Below are 18,267 nucleotides of genomic sequence, written 5' to 3'. Positions count from 1 at the left end.
TCCCTCACTATTTGGACATATTAAGTTTGTTATTAGTCATTATTTTAATCGCTTTAACTGCCTTTTTTGTAGCTTCCGAATTTTCGATCATCAGGGTTCGCAGCTCAAGGCTCGACCAATTGATTGAAGAGGGAAACAAAAAAGCCATGGCGGCCAAGAAAGTTACATCCGATCTTGATGAATACCTTTCCGCGACACAGCTCGGCATTACAGTGACTGCCCTTGGATTGGGGTGGCTGGGACAACCGACTGTCCTCACATTGGTAGGACCTTTATTCAATGCCTTACATTTCCCACAGGAAGTCACAAGCATTCTGACATTTGTCATTTCATTTTCCCTGATAACATTCCTGAATGTCGTTGTTGGTGAATTGGCACCGAAGACAGTCGCCATTCAAAAGGCGGAACAAGTGGCCCTGGCTATTGCCGGCCCGCTGATTTTTTTCCATAAGATTGCCTTCCCCTTCATTTGGGTATTGAATCACTCTTCTCGCTTCGTTGTAGGATTATTTGGCTTCAAGCCTGCGTCCGAAAGTGAAATAGCCCACACCGAAGAAGAATTGCGCTTCATCCTTTCCGATAGTTATAAAAGCGGAGAGATTAACCAATCGGAATTCAAATATGTAAGCAATATCTTTGAATTCGATGACCGTGTTGCCAAAGAAATCATGGTCCCAAGGACAGAAATCATGACCATTTCGAAAGATGAAACGGTACAGGAATTCGTCGATGTGGCAAAGTTGGAGAAGTACACACGATATCCTGTTGTCGAAGGTGATAAAGACCATGTCATCGGCTTGGTGAATTTGAAAGAGGTGTTCTCGGACCTTATTCGTAATCCGGAAATCCAAGTCAAGGCGATTGAAAATTACTCACGTCCGATCATTCGTGTCATGGAAAATATACCTATACATGATCTGCTGTTGAAAATGCAAAAAGAACGCATCCATATGGCTATTTTGATGGATGAATACGGCGGTACCTCCGGCCTTGTCACAGTCGAGGATATCCTCGAGGAAATCGTTGGGGAAATCAGGGATGAATTCGATATCGATGAAGTCGCATCCATCCGGAAAATTAAGGATGGGCACTATATTTTAGACTCGAAGCTTCTTGTTAAGGAAGTGAATGATCTACTTGGCATTCACTTGGAAGAAGACGATGTCGATACCATCGGCGGATGGGTGCTTACGGAAAATTATGATGTGAATGTAGGGGACATCATGGAAAAGGACGGATTTTGCTTTAAGGTGATTGAAATGGAAGATCACGCCATTCGTTCCATAGAAGTGACAAAAAAGGTCGTTAAGCTTCCTCTCGAGGAAGACCTTCCCCAAAGATAGATGAAAAAACAGCCCCGTAAACAACGAGGCTGTTTTTTTGTATTCATTTATCAGAAAACCGACCTATTTTTTTAACCAATACGACCGGGGGAGGACTCTTCCTTTTCCATATGATATAAAGCATGATGAAAACAAAGGAAAAACCTGCTGCCGGAATTAGATATGGCGCAGTGATTTCCCTGACTTGCTGCCAATTATCACCGAGGATTTTTCCTAAGGATAAAAACAAAATGGTCCAGGGTATGACTGCCGCAATCGTATAGAAGATGAATTTCCATACGGACATCCTGGCTATTCCTGCCGGGATGGAGATGGCATGGCGGACAACCGGGATGAATCGAGCCGTGAAAATGACCCCTACCCCATAACGTTGAAACCAACGTTCGGACATAAAAATATGCTTTTCCTTTATTAAAATATATTTGCCATACTTCAACAAAAAAGGCCGTCCGCCATAGTAACCAGCCCAATAAAGAAATAACTGGGCCATCGTCCCTCCTGCTACCCCTGCAAGGACGGCTCCCCAAAAATTCATTTTTCCTAGGCCTACCAAATATCCGCCGTATCCGAGAACAAGCTCACTCGGGATGACTTCAACCATCAGCCCCAATAATATGCCCATATACCCCATTCCGGCAAACCAATTCAATATCGTCATTATAAGCTGTGATACCATTCAATCGGACTCCCCTTAACACCAATTTCAAAATGTTTGTCCTTATATCCTATTCAGGACACAGCGTTCTATTCGGTTTTTCATATTCTGCCCTATACTCGGTACCGCCTAGATTATTGCACAAAAAAAAGACCAGCAAATATGTGCTCCGGTCTCTCATTGCATCAATATTCCTTTAGCCTCCGTTTTTCGGACAAATTGCGAAAAAGCAGCTGTGGTGAGTAAGGATGAATCCGTTTGCGAAACATTGTTGAAAATCTCCTGCCGTGATTTCGTTTTTTCAATATGAATCCCGAGATCCTTATACTTATTGATGATTCGGTTCTTCATGCTCACCTCACCCTTTCTGCTGTACTGTATCGTATCGTTATTCTTTACCTTCCCATTTTAATAATGGGTAAAACCTATTAAATCGATTTAAGCTAAAAAGCATGTTATCCTTATTCATTTTTCAATTCACTTGAATGGTTTGCAACTGGTGTTCGTGGACCTCATCTTTCTCGACATGCACCTGCACTTTATAGGTACCCGGTTCAACGAATGAAACCTTATTTTGATATCTCCCATTTCCTTCGTCCTCAGCCTTGGTGAAATGACTTTCTTCGCTGCCATCCTTCCATACCTCGAAATTCACGTCTGCATTTGTCAGCGGTTTCCCATCCAATTCTACGCTCGCGGCAAAGGTCGAGCTGCTCCCAGCCTTTACAGGGTTGCTTTGGAACTCAATCGATACATCCGTACTGGGATGAGCCGTTGCACTTTCATCCTCATGTTCTGGGATGACAACTTCTTTTTCAGGCATCACATGAAGGCCCTTGGCCGTAACATGGGCAATAACAATATATTTCCCTTGCTCCGTAAACGTATGCATCACTTGATACTTGCCGCTCCCCGTATTTTTAGAATCCAGCATTTCCCTTTTGTCATGTCCGGACTTTCTCACTTCAAACAACACCTCATCAGCTTCATTCACTAAGCGGCTTCCTTGTTTCACTGTCGTTTCAAGAATGACTTCCTTTCCTTTATCCAAACTCCCTTTAATCGCAATCGATGCTTCCATGGATTCCGGAACGGCACTGTTCACTTCTTTATCCTCTTGCATTTCTGCCTGTTGACAGCCAGCCAGCATAATTAACAACGCGGAGCACATATAGATTTTTTTCATTTGTATTTCCCCTTACCGGTTATTGGACTAAAACTCCGTCCTATTCATATTGCCCATCCTTTCCTTTTTTCAGATTTTTATACGTAAATTAAAATCATGCCGTTCGCATCACGGTGACTGAAGTCAGCATGGCTACTGCAATGATCGTTAAAAATGAATATAAAAAGACGGAAGTCCCTACAACACTCAACCCGAAAAGCAGAACACATCCATCAATGAAGAAAATCAGCAAACCTACATTCAGTCCGCTCTTCCTCGATAGGATTTGTGCCAGCATATCCGTTCCGCCTGTAGAGGTTCCATACCGAAGCATCAAGCCAATTCCGAGCCCGATCAACGCTCCACCGATTACAGCACTAACATAAATCGGTAAATGCCAACCGGTGATGGCATCCGAAAAAATATCGATGCATAAAGAAGAAAATAACAACCCATGCAGGCTGTTCAGAAATAGCTTTTTCTCAAAGTACCAAGCATATATATATAATGGAATACTGCTCAGGATTACCCCCAACCCTGTTGGAAGTCCGATATAGTAGTGAAAAATCAGGCCAATCCCGATCATGCCTCCATCCAATAAATGGTATGGTATCAGAAAGAAGTTGATACCCACCCCTACAAGCATGCTGCCGGCAAGAACCGCTGCAATCCTTTCCATCATTTTCATCAATGTCCCCCTTTTATACGCCATGAACCTGTCCTTCTTCTAAAGAATATGATTATACAGTCCAAATAATAATGAAAACTGCAATTATTTATGTATCAGCCTAATAATTTTCAGAATATTCCATCATATAATACAATAAAGTAGAGAAAACAGCCAAAAACGGCTAATTATTAGCTCAAATTGACTCTTTACAAGCAATTTACCTGATTTAAGGAGCAGTAAGCTGTTTGACTGAATGATGTTCTCTTTCTATAATGAAAGTATTTAAATTAATTAATTGAGGTGATTTGATGGGGCATTAAAGAATGTTCGTTTTGACGGACGGACGCTGCTTTGCGTAACGGACATGTGCATACTTTTAATATATGGATGCAAGCCATTATGCAGGAATTCTTCTATTTCCCGTCTGCGCATCGCTTATCGGCATACACTATAATTCTCTTCATCACTTAAAAGTTATAAGGGAATCGAGGCTGTACAATTCATTTTCATGCTATGTACGACCGGTCCCAAGATATTTGGCAAGACAAAAAAAATATACTTGTATATTTTAAAAATGTAGGAGGTGGACTCCTTATTCGTCTCGGAGACGATGTAAGGGAGACTATTTGGACATATTAAACTTGGTAATTATTGCCATTTTAATTGCTTTAACAGCATTTTTTGTTGCTACGGAGTTTGCGATCGTTAAAGTGAGAAGCACGAGGGTCGATCAATTAATTGAAGAAGGAAATCCGAATGCTCTTTCAGCAAGGAAGGTCATATCCAACCTGGATGAATACCTTTCGACTTGCCAGCTCGGCATTACCGTCACTGCCTTAGGGCTCGGGTTCCTTGGAGAACCGACGGTTGAAAACATTTTGCGACCACTTTTGAATCAATTAAATCTTCATTCTGCTTCACATGTACTATCAGTTGCGATTGCCTTTTCTTCCATAACGTTCATACATGTAGTCGTTGGGGAACTGGCACCGAAAACATTGGCGATTCAAAAAGCGGAGCAGGTCACGTTATTGGTTTCCAAACCTTTAATAGGCTTTAACAAAATCATGTACCCTTTCATCTGGGTACTGAATGGTTCTGCAAGGGCGCTGACAAAAATGCTAGGGTTAAAAGCAGTTTCTGAACATGATTTGGCTCATACAGAAGAAGAGCTGCGTATCATTGTTTCCGAAAGCTATAAAAGTGGCGAAATTAACCAATCTGAGTTTAAATACGTGAATAAGATCTTTGAATTCGATGATCGGATTGCAAAAGAAATCATGGTTCCGCGTACTGAAATTGCAACGATATCCAAGGATGATACGATCGAACAGTTTTTCACGGTCATGGCGGAAGACAACTTCACCCGTTATCCTGTCATCGATGGCGATAAAGATCACGTCATCGGAATGGTCAATATCAAGGAACTATTCACTGAAATGATAGACAAGAGCAATCATGCGGCTGCATCGATCAACAGATATGTTCGTCCGATCATCCGCGTCATCGATAGCATCCCGATTCACGATTTACTTTTAAAAATGCAAAAGGAACGTATCCACATGGCTATTCTCATGGATGAATACGGCGGTACATCAGGTTTGGTAACCGTTGAAGATATCCTCGAAGAAATCGTTGGCGATATCCGTGATGAATTTGACCTGGATGAAGTGCCCGACGTGCGTAAATTAAAAGAAGATCATTATATTATCGATGCAAAGGTATTGGTCAGCGAAGTGAATGATTTACTTGGTTTGGATATAAATGATGAAGACATCGATACGATGGGCGGCTGGATCCTTACCGAGGATTACGAGGCAAAGCAAGGTGATGTCCTAACTTTTGGACCTTATAATTTTAGGATAAAAGAAATGGAAGATCACCATATTCGCTATATTGAAATATATAAACCAGCAAAAATAGTAAGCGAAGTAAAAGAATTTCCGATGATTTCGCAAACCGAAATCGTTTCATGAAAATACCCCCCGTGCCTCATCTTGTTGAGGCACGGGGGGTATTTTCGTTTCATTGGTACATGAAATGATAAACAGCATATTATAAACAAAATAAGCCCCCATCAAGATTGAATGAGTACAACGAGTATAGTTCAACCTTTATTGTTTCATACTGTTAGAAAAGCAATATTTATGAAGGAGTGAAGAATTATGAAACTAATAACCATTTGCCAGCACTGCAAAGGGAAAGGTAAAACCCGCTATCTTCAATTCTTTTCCCGGGATTGCTCTCATTGCCATGGCCAAGGCAGGGCAATAAAAGATATGTCCGATTTTAGAAACCACGCCAAAAATCTTTAACCATTCTTTCATAATTTAAAGTTGGATTTGATGACACCTGCTTTCTTTAACGTATCATAAACGATGAGCAGCGAAGGACCAAGAAAAAGCCCAATGAAGCCAAGCATTTTAAAACCTAAATAAAGGCTTATCAATGAAGCCAATGGGGACAACCCCATATTTGCGGAATAGATTTTTGGTTCGATCGTCCTTCTGATGATTGTTATGACCAGGAACAGGATAACCAGGCCAATCCCTAAATGATGATTTCCTTGTGCCCAAACGATTGCTGCCCAAGGAACGAGAACAGATCCCGTACCCAATATGGGGAGAATGTCCACGACAACAATTAACAGAGCCAAAGGGATCGCATATTTCACATTTAACAACCATAGCCCCCCATATGCCATGATGAACGTAATTAGACTCAAAAGGACCTGTGCTTTGATGAAGCCAATTGCTGCCATGCTTAAATCTTGATAAACTAGCGATATTTTTTGAAAAGTGGAAGTCTTTAAGTATTGGACTCCCTTTTTCCTTAACTTAGGCAATTCCAAACTGATTAAGAATAAAGCGATTAAATAAATGAGAAAATCAATGAATAAACCCGGAATTAGCGTAACGAACTGGACCATATCCTGAACAAAGCCCTCCGTGAAACCCTCAAGTGCCTTGACGCCCTTTTCCATCGTTTGTTCCACAGATTGGATGAGATTTGGCGGAAGCGTTTGGGAATATTGTTCCCATTGCCTTATGACAGGCAATATCGCTGTCAAATACATTTGACGTATCAATTCAGGAAATTCCTCTGAATAGACCATGATCTTTTTGATTAAAACCGAGAAGGCAAAATAGGTGATGCCAAGCAGACCGCCTACATATAAAACGAATGAAATCAAGACGGCCCATAATCGATGCAGCTTTGCCGTTTCACTAATCATCCGGACCAATCCATCCAAAAGAATCGCAGTGAGTAACGCCAAGATCAAAGCCCATGAATAAGGAATAATGAATAATATGCCCAAGAGGATAATACCTCTCCAAAACCAGCGAAAAAAATCAGCAACATTCACTGAGCAAACCCTCCTTGCTCTTTCTTGTTCTCTCTATATTTATGAAACGGGGTCACATATATTTCGCATACACGTTTTATTTTCTTAATTTAGGGAAAAAGAGTTACAAAGAGATAAGAGATGGAGGGATTGACTGTGGATAACAAAGATAAGGAAAAGTATCTTGCAGAGCGTAACGATAAATCCAAGGCATTCAAAGAAAATCAAGAAAAGCAGCTGGAACGTGACCAAGTCGTCATGCCCATCGAAGATTTACCCATCGATGAAATTAAATATGAACGACAGGAAGAACGAAATAAAAAGGAAACGAAGCATCGCTCCACGAGCGAGAAGTTTTAAACCAAAACCAGCCGATCACAGGCTGGTTTTGGTTTATGTGGCCCCAGAGCACAATCATCATCTTCCTGAGGCAGCCTGTCTCTTCTGGAGCCTTACATTTCTTGAAGAAAAGAAATCCTGGCCCCCTGCGAAGGACTTGTAATGACCCCCCAGTCCATTTCGCCGACCAAGCATCAAAAAAATAAATATTCGCCCGCGTTTTTTCCAGTTTTCACTTCGTTAAGCTCCATTTTGTCATGATTCAGGAGATCGTACTTCCATCAAATTCAATTACACCGCCATTCTCGTCCCCCGTTCGTGCTTTTATTCCAAAAATAAACATTGACTGAAATGAATGATTCTTTACAATAGACTTTTAAGAATTAAAGAATATAATGGATTGGTCGACCATTATAAAGGAGAATCATATGAACCCTACTCAATTATTTCATCAATATTTACAAGTTTCCCGATCATTAGTCAGCAAAATGAATGAGCAAATCACAGCCCTTGAAATTTATCATAATCAGTGGACAATCTTGAATTATTTAAAGAATTGTGGATATTCCACCATACCCGATATTTGCAATTACTTGGATGTAGATAGTGTCATCATCACCCGTTCGGTCAACAGCATGGAACAAAATAATATGATTAAGCAAGTTCCAGGAAAAGATGAACAGGAAAAAAGAATTGAACTGACTCCCCGGGGCAAGGAAGTACATACTAAATGCCTTAAAATTGCAGAAAAGATTGAAGGAAAGGCCTTGGTGGGGATCACGGAAGAAGAACAGGAGTTATTTTTTCAGACCGTCCTTAAAATTCTCAATAATATAAGAAATTGAAATCATTCGTAAGTTCTCTTTCTTAGATGCATGAAACCATTGCCAAGCCTTTTTCCAAACTCGGATTGCTTCTTTGAAGGATAAATCGAAGCTATGCTCCATCCCCCGGCATGCAGCCATTCAATTAGTCCTGATTAACTGCTGGCTGCTGTTGTTTACGTTTACCAACACGTGTCAGCGATGATGCAAGCTCACTTCAACTTGCATGCTGCAGCATTTAACGAAATATCGTACTTATTTTTTATTCAGATGGCGTTTCCATGTCCATTTTCCATAAAAAGACAGACAGTTCCCAGAATTATTCCGGAAACCGTCTGTTTCTATCCGTTTACACTCTTCTGATCAAAGCACCTGGGTTTTTTGGATACTCCATAGTAACTGAAAGTTATTCAAAAGTTGAGGCTAGCTTTGCCGTCCAGTTGCATCACCCTTGCAAGGGTGGAATGGATCTTAGCAGCAAGACGGAATTCCTCGCGTCGATTTTCTAAACAATGTTATCCTTCCTTTTTGAACGAGTCGGACCTATCGGTATCTAGATAGACTCATTTTGTCTGGTCCCTCCTTCTTCGTCGTATCCAAAATGGCCGTTCACAAAATGTTTCGTGACAAGCGAACCATATCACGGCACTGAATTCCATTTTCATACAATGCCTCGGAATAATGTTTAGTAAAAAAGTCTCGATCGACTCCAACTATTCTGAATCCGCATTTTTGGTATAAAGCAAGCTGTCCAATACTCGAATTCCCTGTGCCGATTTCCATCAATTTATACCCTTGTTCCCTTGCGTGGGCAATGGCATGCCCAATCAATTGTCTCCCAATTCCTTTTCCATGATGCTTTTCATCCACTGCGATATTTTTTATCTCCATCATAGCCGTTCCTTTTTGCAGTAAAACATACACCCCAAGGATTTCCTTGTCACGCTCTGCAACAAAGCATATCCCTTTACCCAAGTAATCCTCTACCATTTCCTTTGATGGATCTGCCAAAAGCAACAGGTGCAGCGGCGGGGATTCACCGATGGATAACTGCCTTATCTCCATCTCCATCCACTCCTCCCCATTTTAGCTCTTCCATAAGAAGCTCGACCAATTCAGCGGCCGGAATTTCCCTGCTAAGCTTATACCCTTGTCCTGCCCATAAAGCCATCAATTCAGGATTGCCTTTCTGCCCTGCCGCTTTCCTCATTTGCTTGGTCATGTGATGGACAAATGGATAGGCGGCTGGTGCAGCGTGATCATTCACCTCCATAAAGTGGTTCACCAACCCGCGTGCCCTCCTGCCGCTAAAAGCCCGGGTAACTGCAGTTCGGTTAAACCGCGGATCATTGAGTGCTGCCTTATGGACTGGACTTGCCCCGCTTTCTGGGCAGCGAAGGAATGCCGTCCCCAATTGTGCCGCCATTGCTCCCGCAGCGAGCACCGCAGCGATATCCTTCCCATGCATCAATCCCCCCGCAGCGATGAGCGGCAAGTTCAGTTCATTTTCAATCATCCTTATTAATACCAACAGGCCATAATCGTCTTCTGTCCTGTTTTCAAAGCTGGCTCGATGCCCCCCTGCCTCCATCCCTTGCACACATAAAACGTCGGCACCGGCATCTGCCGCCTTTTTTGCTTCCTGAAGGTTGGTTACAGTCACGGCAATGAGCGAACTAGCGCCTTGAAGGTCCCTTAATACACGGGATTCAGGACACCCAAAGGTAAAACTGATGAAATCGACCTGGGTCTCTTTCAATACCGTCAATTTGTTTTCCCAATCATCATCGTCATCATCAGCTCCAGTACCGATGGAGGCGCCCACACTGTTGGCGGCACTTTCGATTCTTGAACGATAGGCGGCCACTGCTGTTTCATCAATTGCCTCGTTTCCCGGTACAAAAACATTCACGCCAAAAGGAAACTCCGTCAAACGACGGGTCTGCTCAATCTCGTCTTTCATCTCTTTTGCAGTCTTATAACCACCTGCTAAAAATCCCAGCCCTCCCGCATTGGATACAGCAGCTGCAAGCTTTGGAGTCGATGCCCCTCCTGCCATAGGCGCTTGAATGATGGGATTTCTCAATAAATCTTTGAACATTCCACACAACTCCTTTTGATTTTCATTCATGCTCTTATCATTTTTACGTTTTCTTGGTATAATGATTGTCTGTAAGAGATAAGTGTCTAAATGATCACCCTTTATATCTTGCAAATATAAAACATAGGTGGTAAAAAAAAATGGAAACAAAACCATATAGAGTATTACTTTATTATTTGTATGTACCTATCGAGAATCACGAAGAATTCGCAGTCGAGCATCTTGCGGCCTGTAAAGCTCTTGAATTAAAAGGCAGGATCCTCGTGGCGACGGAAGGAATCAACGGGACTGTTTCAGGTACGGTTGAACAAACCAATCAATACATGGACATGATGAAAAGCGATTCCCGCTTTGCCGATATCGTGTTTAAAATAGATGAAGCCGATGGCCACGCATTCAAGAAAATGCATGTTCGTCCGCGTAATGAGCTTGTCACGCTCCGCTTGGAAGATGACATTAACCCGAACCGGACGACTGGCCGCTACTTGAGCCCAAAGGAATTTTTCGAACAAATGCAAGCTGAAGATACGATTGTCCTTGATGCCAGAAATGACTATGAGTTTGATTTAGGCCATTTCAGGGGGGCTATCAAGCCCGATATCACGAATTTCCGTGAACTTCCGGATTGGGTCCGGGAAAATAAACAAATGTTTGAAGGCAAAAAAATCCTGACGTATTGTACAGGCGGCATCCGTTGTGAAAAATTCTCCGGCTGGCTTGTCGAAGAAGGCTTTGAGGATGTCGGTCAGCTGCATGGCGGAATCGCGACTTACGGAAAGGACCCTGAAGTCCAAGGTGATCTTTGGGATGGTCAAATGTACGTATTCGATGAAAGAATCGCCGTGCCCATCAATCAAAAAGAACATATCATCGTCGGACGTGATATTTATTCAGGCGAACCGTGTGAGCGATATGTCAATTGTGCCAATCCTGAATGCAACAAGAAAATCCTTTGCAGTGAAGAAAACGAGCACAAACATATGCGCAGCTGTTCCCACGAATGCCGTGTGCACCCGCGTAACCGCTATATAGTCGAGCATGGTCTTTCTGAAGAAGAAGTTGCTGAGAGATTGCAGCGGATCGAAGACGACCTTGCTGCAAAATGATTCATCGAACCCGAATCAGTGGACATTGGTCCCGATTCGGGTTCTTTTTATACTGAAACCGACCATTTTCCAGTGAGTTTGCTCTTTGGAATGGGGCGTTTCACTAGTTGGTTTCGCGCATTAACTCGTGAAATGTTCTTCTTGCTAGTCCATGCCATTTTGCTTCGAAAATTATTCCCCAAAAACAAATCTATGTTTTCGATCATCTCAACTTATTGGATTCTCTAAAATTTTTTCTCCTTAGGATGTCCCTGCACTTCCTCTTTTACTTCTATATCAATATAGGAAAAACCTTCTTTAAACATAAAAGAAAAAACTGAATAAAAATCAAAAAGCTTCGGAATGGGAACATTCCGAAGCCCTATTGCCTGCACCTTGCTTCAATAATGGTTATTTTTCTTCCGCGCTTACAATTATCCCGCAAGCTTGTCTATCGCCAGCATCTCCCGTTTTCAACGTATCTTCATCAGGGCCTTCTTGTCCATTGGCTTCATAGCGGTCTGGAATATTGGCAAAGTTGTCTGGGTTTGCATGAACGATGACTGCCAGCTCTTCCTTCTTCAATTGGTCGATCGACATGTTATCCAGCGTTGCCGTAAATTTTGCCGTGCCGTCCTCTTTTACAAATAAAGGCGGCATATCGCCCGCATGATGGGAGTGCGTTTCATCAGTTGGATTGAAGTGCCCTCCAGCTGTAGTGAATGGACCATCCTTAGCCTCTGCTTCACAAATCGCATTTTCATGAATATGAAAGCCGTGGTAGCCTGGTTCAAGCCCTTCCAAAGCTGTCTGGATCAAAACTGCATTCCCTTCTTCGGTAAAATTCACGGTGCCAAGTGTTTTCCCTTCCACATCCTTAACTTCCGCCTTCACCTGTGGATCCGCGTCCGTTTGGGTTCCTTGTCCTATCGTATTCATGTCCTCGACATTTTTGTCACCCTGATTGGAATCATTCGCTGCATTGCAGCCATAAAGTAAAAAGGCAGCACACAAGGGCAGCACAAGCTTTCGTTTATAGTTCATGATCATTCCCTCTCTTTCCGTTTTCCATCTACCCTAATGTTTTCCACTAATATGGAAGAATAAACAGAAAGAGGGTCAAATGGTAAAATAGATTAAAATGGTGAAAGTGAATGCCTTACTATCTTCTCAGTCAAGCCTTGGTCATCTTAGGCTGATTGGCTCATCCATCACAAAGGAATGACGCCAAAGGCAATGGCTGCGATGGTCATGACGATGGTTGTCCCAAACGCCCACTTAAACAGGAATTTTTGGTGATCGGAAAAATCCACACCAACAAGGCCAATCAATATGAAGGTTGCAGGCACCAGTGGAGATAAAGGGAACCCTGTGGTCGAATGCCCCAGCAAAGCGGCCCTTCCTATTTCTGCGGGAGCAATGCCAAAGTTCGATGCCGTTTCACTGATGATCGGCAAAATGCCGAAATAATAGGCATCAGGTGAAAAAATGAACCCCATCGGCAGGCTTGTAAGCGCCACAACGAGCGGCAGATGTGCCCCTAGCCAATCCGGAATGACTGTTACGATGGTAGCAGCCATCGAGTCCATCATCTTTGTTTCCGTGAATACCCCCGTAAAAATCCCTGCAGCAAAAATGAGTGTGCAAATCAGCACGAAACTATTGGCATGACTTAGTAGTCTTTCCTGCTGTTCTTTCGGATTCGGGAAGTTAACGAATAAAGCAACGGCAAAAGCCGAAGCAAATAAAACTTGGATTGGAAGCACTTCCATCACCAACATCACCATCAGTAATATCGTCAACAGCCAGTTAAACCAAAATAACTTGGCTTGTTTTCCGGATCCATTTTCAACGGCAGCTGCCTGTTCACTCATTTCAGGCGGCAGGTTCGTCTCCAACGGATAGACCCCCAACCTCTCCCTTTCCTTTTTACCGAGGATATATGCTGAAAAAAGCGTCCATAATAATCCGCAAATCATGACGGGAATGAGCGGAATGAATAAATCCGATACTTCAACCTGAAGGCTGGCTGCCGCTCTGACCAAGGGCCCTCCCCAAGGTATCATATTCATGACACCCGCTCCTAAGCCGACGACACAGGCCAAGACGAGTCTATTCATCCCTAGTTTCAGATAAAGCGGCAGCATGGCCGAAACGCTGATCATGAATGTAGAAGAACCGTCTCCATCCAAGCCTACCAATATCGTAATGATGGCCGTTGCCATGACAACTTTTAGCGGATCTCCTTTTACAAAGCTCAAGATCTTCCCAATCATGGGCTGAAACAATCCAACGTCAATCATCAAACCAAAATATAATATGGCAAAAACGATCATCACCGCTGTTGGTGCCACCTTTAGTATCCCCGCCACCATCATATCTCCCATCTCGGAGGCAAAACCGCCTATCAAACCAAAGGCGATTGCCGTGAAGATAAAAGCCACGACGACAGATAATCGCTTTGTGATGACCAAGACAAGGAACGTAAAAATCATGCAAAACCCCAATATAGTTAACAATTTAAAACCCCTTCCAACCGAATTTTAATTTTCTGAAAAATTAAACATTTTAAAATTATAACATCCGTTCATTCATTACAAAACCTGTTTTTCTATACAAAAAGCAAAATCATTTAATAAATTAGTTAAATTCTGTATACTATTATTTAGGAACCCGAAGTATTTTCTGAGGAAAGAAGTGTTGAGTGTAAAATGAAACAACATCAAATAGCTAAACGAAACTTGTCCATCATGTGGTTCGCCAACTTCTTCATCGGCGGCAGCATGACGATGGTTCTTCCATTCATCTCTTTATACATTGGTACATTCGGCAATTATTCGACACAATATATCCAGCATTGGTCAGGGTGGACATTCGGAATCACCTTTGTGACTGCTTTCTTATTTTCTCCGGTTTGGGGACGAATTGGCGATCGGTATGGCAGAAAGAAAATCTTGATCGCTTGTGCCTTCGGGATGGGACTGTCCATTTTCTTGATGGGATTCGTTGAAAATGTTTGGCAGCTATTCATTTTAAGGATGTTCACGGGGATATTCACTGGCTTCATTTCAATGTCACAGGCTTTCATTTCGACCCAGACTCCGAAAGAAATTGCTGGCCGCGTACTCGGGACGCTGCAAACGGGGAATATAACTGGCTCGCTTTTCGGTCCATTGCTTGGAGGCATCCTTGCCGACACCGTCGGCTACTCCACTGCCTTTAAGTTCACCTCGATCACCATTTTCATTTCTGGCCTTCTTGTCATTGCAACGAAGGAATACCAAATGGAAAGGCAGCAGGGAACAAAATCGAGCTACACAAGCAGGGAGGTTCTCTCTCATATCCTGCGAAACCCAATTCTCGTCAATATCATGCTCATTTCAACACTTGTTCAAGTTGCCCACTTCAGCATCCAGCCGATTCTTTCTTTGTACGTCGGCGAGCTGCACGGGACTTCGAATCTAGGATTTTATTCTGGGATCGCCTTTTCCGCGGCAGGACTGGGAAATCTACTGATGGCGCGTCATTGGGGCAAAATAGGCGACAGGCACGGTCATGTGAAGGTCCTTGTGCTGCTACTTTTCCTGACAGCACTCGTTTACTTGCCTGGCGCTTTCATCGATCAGTTTTGGCAGCTCGTTTTTGTCCGATTCCTATTAGGCATAGCCATAGGCGGCATCATCCCGGTAAGGATCGCGTATATCCGCCAGGAAGCGCCCGTATCCATGCAAGGGGAAGTACTTGGCTACAATACAAGTCTTCGATTTTTAGGCAATATCATCGGACCTGCAATGGGCGGAATGGTAGCTGGCTTCTATGGATTCTCCGCTGTTTTCATCACGACCAGCACATTGCTCCTTATCGCCGGACTGGTCCTTTATTTCGCGATGCACCGTAACCCAGAGTTGGCCCGTTCCCACTAATACTTACTATAAGCGCCTGCGTCCCAACAAAAGTGGACTTTATAATGAAAACTACTCAACTTTAAGAAGATGCTGCCTGTATTTTTCAGGCAGCATCTTCTTTAGGTTCCACTCCCCTCGATAAAACAGTTCATATAACCTTTCTCCGCTTATCACATCTTTAAATCGGATCCTTCTTTTGCAAAAATACAGCCGTTTTCTTTGAGTCTGGGCTCCTTACTCTGGGGTTTTGCTGTTTTACTCTCGAATTGGGTGTGCGTCTCGCATTTTCAGCAGCTTTCTGCTTAAATGGAGAACTTTATTCGCGACATAGATAGCTTTACTCGCGAGTTTTCAATGCAGAAGTGCAGGGCAATGAGACTGTCAAGATTTTTCAAGTAAAAGGAACTTATACATGTAAAATGAATGTGAAGTCCAGCCATTGCAGTGATAAAATCCGCTGAAAATCCTTCAAAAAATCCACCATGCTACTTCGTTCAATCCCATATTCCAATAAAATCAGTTCTCAAGAACCACTCATTAATAGTATAATATACCTAGTATATTATACCCATTTATAAGGAGCTACTCATGTACCCGACTTTCACATTTTATTCAAAAGTACACATCATCAAAAATCAGCGTTATTGCGAATGTGGCATTATCCATAATTATCGACGGATAGTCGAGAAAAAAGATTTGAAGCGAGTTGTTTTCAAGCCCATGGAGGAGATTACCTGCACTCCTTGTAAAGAGAGGTTCAAGTAGCAGGCAGACGTGACATTCATCAAAGTATTTATTCAACCTTTCATAATCGCTTGTCATTTTATGTTAAGATAATTAATAGGCAAATTTTATGAAAATAAAAGACGCAAAGCCACGGGCCTAAACCAACGACTTAGTTGTCATGGCAGCCGGGCCGCCAAGATTTATCTTGATTAGATTGTTTAATTATTTATTTCTTGCCCCTTTTTAATTTGCCTAACATTAAAAAAAAGAGGGTTTTATATGTTTTTTCCAACCATTTATTCAGCTAATACGGATGAGCGGCACATCGTTAAAGACAAAAATACGTGTGCATGCGGCAAAAGATATCATGTTTTTGCCATACTGACCAGAAGCGACCTTCGAAAAATCACGTTCAAACATTATAAGGAAGTGTCATGCCCAATATGCAAGTCCAGCATCAAGCATGAGGAATGATCCCTTATACCATGACTGTTCCCTTCCTTTCATACGTTGATGCTGCACCAGATTCATGTCAGGTGTCAGGAGGGGAATGTTTTTAGGTAAAACCTAACCTACTTGCCATTCAACAAGCGATTTCTATCAATTTAATACCTTTATAAGGTGATAGCTTTTCACTTATCTGCATGAAGCACCCCTTGTTTTCATCCATACACCCGCTTCAATAACGAACGAGGGATTGTATGCGTAAGTGATTCAATCCTCCGGAAACTCCTATCCTTTAAATCCAATGTGATTTGCCCCGCCTCACTAATGATGTCATCCCCCCTGGATAGCTCAGAACGTTCAAATCAATTACCATTAGATTGAAAGATGGTCTCCTGCTATAATTTAGAGCGTAAAAAAAGCAAACATTATTTCATGAATATATCCGCATACAAACAAGAATGGTTCGGCAACGTCCGCGGCAACGTTCTTTCGGGTATTGTCGTTGCCTTGGCATTGATCCCGTAGTGCATTGCGTTTTCGATCATTGCTGGAGTTGACCCAATGGTCGGTCTATACGCCTCACTCTGCATTGCCATCGTCATCTCTTTTGTCGGCGGAAGGCCGGGAATGATTTCTGCTGCCACTGGAGCAATGGCACTCGTCATGGTCGACCTTGTGAAAGATCATGGCCTAAACCATTTACTTGCTGCAACGATATTGACTGGTTTTGTAAATTCTTTAGCCTTATTGATTTTCACTGCACAGCTTACCCATTTCGTAGGTGAATCTTGGATCATGTATGTCATGACCGCCGTATCATTAGCGATCATTCATCTTTTTCCGCTGCTTACGAAGGCTCCCTTCCCCCCTCGTTGCCATCGTATTGATGACGATCGCCGCCATATCCACCGGGGTGACGGGACGTACGGTTGGGGATATAGGGCAATTTACCGAAGCGCTCCCCATATTCATGCTACCGGACGTCCCTTTGACATTCGAGACTTTGGCCATCGTTATTCCTGGCGGATGTGCGATGATCGGGCAATCCGGAATCAAAAAGAGGCAGGCTTTCCACATTTGGGGCAGGCGCGTTCCGCATTGAATGGCGTCCTAATAAAAATCCCCATGTCTGCACTCGTTGCTGTCATGTTCATGGTTTCCATCGGTACATTTGACTGGTCTTCATTAAAGAGGAACTAGAAAGCGCCAAAGACGGATGCAGCCGTGATGATTGTAACGGTCCTCATCGTCCTATATACGCATGATTTGTCGAAAGGGGTTTTTGCCGGGGTGCTCTTGAGCATGATCTTCTTCTCGGCCAAAATATCCAAGGTGACGGTTGAAAAAACGGCAGAAAAAATGATTTGAGGACAAATCTTTTTTGCTTCGGTGCAGGACTTTGTTTCAAAATTCGAAGTTAATGATGATGTAAATGCGATCATCATTGATTTTTCCCATTCAAAAATATGGGATGCTTCTGCGGTCGCTGCTGTCGATACGGTTGTCCATAAATATAAGCAACAAGGCATTTCCGTACATGTACAGGGCCTCGATCTGGAAAGCTCCTTATTGCTTGATAAACTTGCCAGCTCAATTAGTAAAATATCCTGAAGAAGGATCTTGCTGGCGAATAGAACTTTTCAAAACCGACAGAATAAATA

15 protein-coding genes, 1 pseudogene and 1 riboswitch are annotated in these 18,267 nt (G+C 42.7%); of the genes and pseudogenes, 7 read left to right on the top strand and 9 right to left on the bottom strand.

All coding sequences use genetic code 11. The features are described from left to right. Positions 1-11: 11 nt before the first annotated feature. Positions 12-1,343: a hemolysin family protein gene (locus tag CVN76_RS26650; protein ID WP_100533717.1), complete on the top strand. Its 1,332-nt coding sequence runs from the start codon at positions 12-14 to the stop codon at positions 1,341-1,343. A 43-nt stretch (positions 1,344-1,386) separates the two neighbouring features. Here CVN76_RS26650 and CVN76_RS26645 read toward each other — a convergent pair whose 3' ends face one another. From CVN76_RS26645 to CVN76_RS26635, 4 genes are all read right to left on the bottom strand, one after another. Continuing rightward, positions 1,387-2,019: a DedA family protein gene (locus CVN76_RS26645; RefSeq protein ID WP_061143746.1), complete on the bottom strand. Its 633-nt coding sequence runs from the start codon at positions 2,017-2,019 to the stop codon at positions 1,387-1,389. Positions 2,020-2,175: 156 nt separating this feature from the next. Further along, positions 2,176-2,349 carry an Lmo0850 family protein gene (locus tag CVN76_RS31285; RefSeq protein ID WP_155645559.1) on the bottom strand — a complete coding sequence of 58 codons (174 nt, stop codon included), beginning with the start codon at positions 2,347-2,349 and terminating at the stop codon, positions 2,176-2,178. Positions 2,350-2,470: 121 nt separating this feature from the next. After that, complete coding sequence (locus CVN76_RS26640) at positions 2,471-3,184, bottom strand: FixH family protein (protein WP_100533716.1); 714 nt, start codon at positions 3,182-3,184, stop codon at positions 2,471-2,473. A gap of 94 nt (positions 3,185-3,278) precedes the next feature. Next, the gene (locus CVN76_RS26635; protein ID WP_311316491.1) at positions 3,279-3,851 is read right to left on the bottom strand and encodes a YitT family protein; all 573 of its coding nucleotides are present in this window, start codon (positions 3,849-3,851) and stop codon (positions 3,279-3,281) included. A 608-nt stretch (positions 3,852-4,459) separates the two neighbouring features. Here CVN76_RS26635 and CVN76_RS26630 point away from each other — a divergent pair. Continuing rightward, entirely contained in the window at positions 4,460-5,809 is a 1,350-nt protein-coding gene (locus tag CVN76_RS26630) for a hemolysin family protein (protein ID WP_100533715.1), read from the top strand. Between the two features lie 347 nt (positions 5,810-6,156). Here CVN76_RS26630 and ytvI read toward each other — a convergent pair whose 3' ends face one another. Next, a complete protein-coding gene (gene ytvI, locus CVN76_RS26625) occupies positions 6,157-7,200 on the bottom strand; it encodes a sporulation integral membrane protein YtvI (protein WP_198512658.1) in 1,044 nt (347 codons plus the stop codon). Between the two features lie 135 nt (positions 7,201-7,335). Between ytvI and CVN76_RS26620 the strand changes: the two genes are divergently transcribed. Together CVN76_RS26620 and CVN76_RS26615 are read left to right on the top strand one after the other, a co-directional pair. Beyond that, a complete protein-coding gene (locus tag CVN76_RS26620) occupies positions 7,336-7,539 on the top strand; it encodes a hypothetical protein (protein ID WP_100534198.1) in 204 nt (67 codons plus the stop codon). A gap of 407 nt (positions 7,540-7,946) precedes the next feature. Then, complete coding sequence (locus CVN76_RS26615; RefSeq protein ID WP_100533714.1) at positions 7,947-8,363, top strand: MarR family winged helix-turn-helix transcriptional regulator; 417 nt, start codon at positions 7,947-7,949, stop codon at positions 8,361-8,363. Positions 8,364-8,951: 588 nt separating this feature from the next. Here the strand turns inward: CVN76_RS26615 and CVN76_RS26610 are convergent. Together CVN76_RS26610 and CVN76_RS26605 are read right to left on the bottom strand one after the other, a co-directional pair. After that, entirely contained in the window at positions 8,952-9,407 is a 456-nt protein-coding gene (locus tag CVN76_RS26610) for a GNAT family N-acetyltransferase (protein WP_100533713.1), read from the bottom strand. Then, on the bottom strand, positions 9,379-10,443 hold the full coding sequence (locus CVN76_RS26605) for a nitronate monooxygenase (protein WP_100533712.1): 1,065 nt from the start codon (positions 10,441-10,443) through the stop codon (positions 9,379-9,381). Before CVN76_RS26605 ends, CVN76_RS26610 begins: the two co-directional genes overlap by 29 nt. A 140-nt stretch (positions 10,444-10,583) precedes the next feature. On the opposite strand from CVN76_RS26605, the gene trhO reads away from it, so the two are divergent. Further along, positions 10,584-11,549 (top strand): oxygen-dependent tRNA uridine(34) hydroxylase TrhO, encoded by a 966-nt coding sequence (gene trhO, locus CVN76_RS26600; RefSeq protein ID WP_100533711.1) that lies wholly within the window; start codon positions 10,584-10,586, stop codon positions 11,547-11,549. A 390-nt stretch (positions 11,550-11,939) separates the two neighbouring features. Here the strand turns inward: trhO and CVN76_RS26595 are convergent, their stop codons facing one another. Both CVN76_RS26595 and CVN76_RS26590 read right to left on the bottom strand, forming a co-directional pair. Next, on the bottom strand, positions 11,940-12,572 hold the full coding sequence (locus tag CVN76_RS26595) for a superoxide dismutase family protein (RefSeq protein ID WP_157805812.1): 633 nt from the start codon (positions 12,570-12,572) through the stop codon (positions 11,940-11,942). Positions 12,573-12,739: 167 nt separating this feature from the next. Then, entirely contained in the window at positions 12,740-14,047 is a 1,308-nt protein-coding gene (locus tag CVN76_RS26590; protein WP_100533709.1) for a CitMHS family transporter, read from the bottom strand. Between the two features lie 192 nt (positions 14,048-14,239). Here CVN76_RS26590 and CVN76_RS26585 point away from each other — a divergent pair, with 192 nt between their 5' ends. Both CVN76_RS26585 and CVN76_RS26575 read left to right on the top strand, forming a co-directional pair. Beyond that, positions 14,240-15,451 carry an MFS transporter gene (locus CVN76_RS26585; protein ID WP_100533708.1) on the top strand — a complete coding sequence of 404 codons (1,212 nt, stop codon included), beginning with the start codon at positions 14,240-14,242 and terminating at the stop codon, positions 15,449-15,451. 815 nt (positions 15,452-16,266) lie between these two features. Further along, a riboswitch (cyclic di-GMP riboswitch) is annotated at positions 16,267-16,357 on the top strand. 777 nt (positions 16,358-17,134) lie between these two features. Beyond that, positions 17,135-18,217 (top strand): annotated as a pseudogene (locus tag CVN76_RS26575) (SulP family inorganic anion transporter). The last annotated feature ends 50 nt before the right edge of the window (positions 18,218-18,267 follow it).

Source organism: Bacillus sp. mrc49 (assembly GCF_002803435.1).
This window is presented reverse-complemented; position numbering and strand designations above follow the sequence as displayed.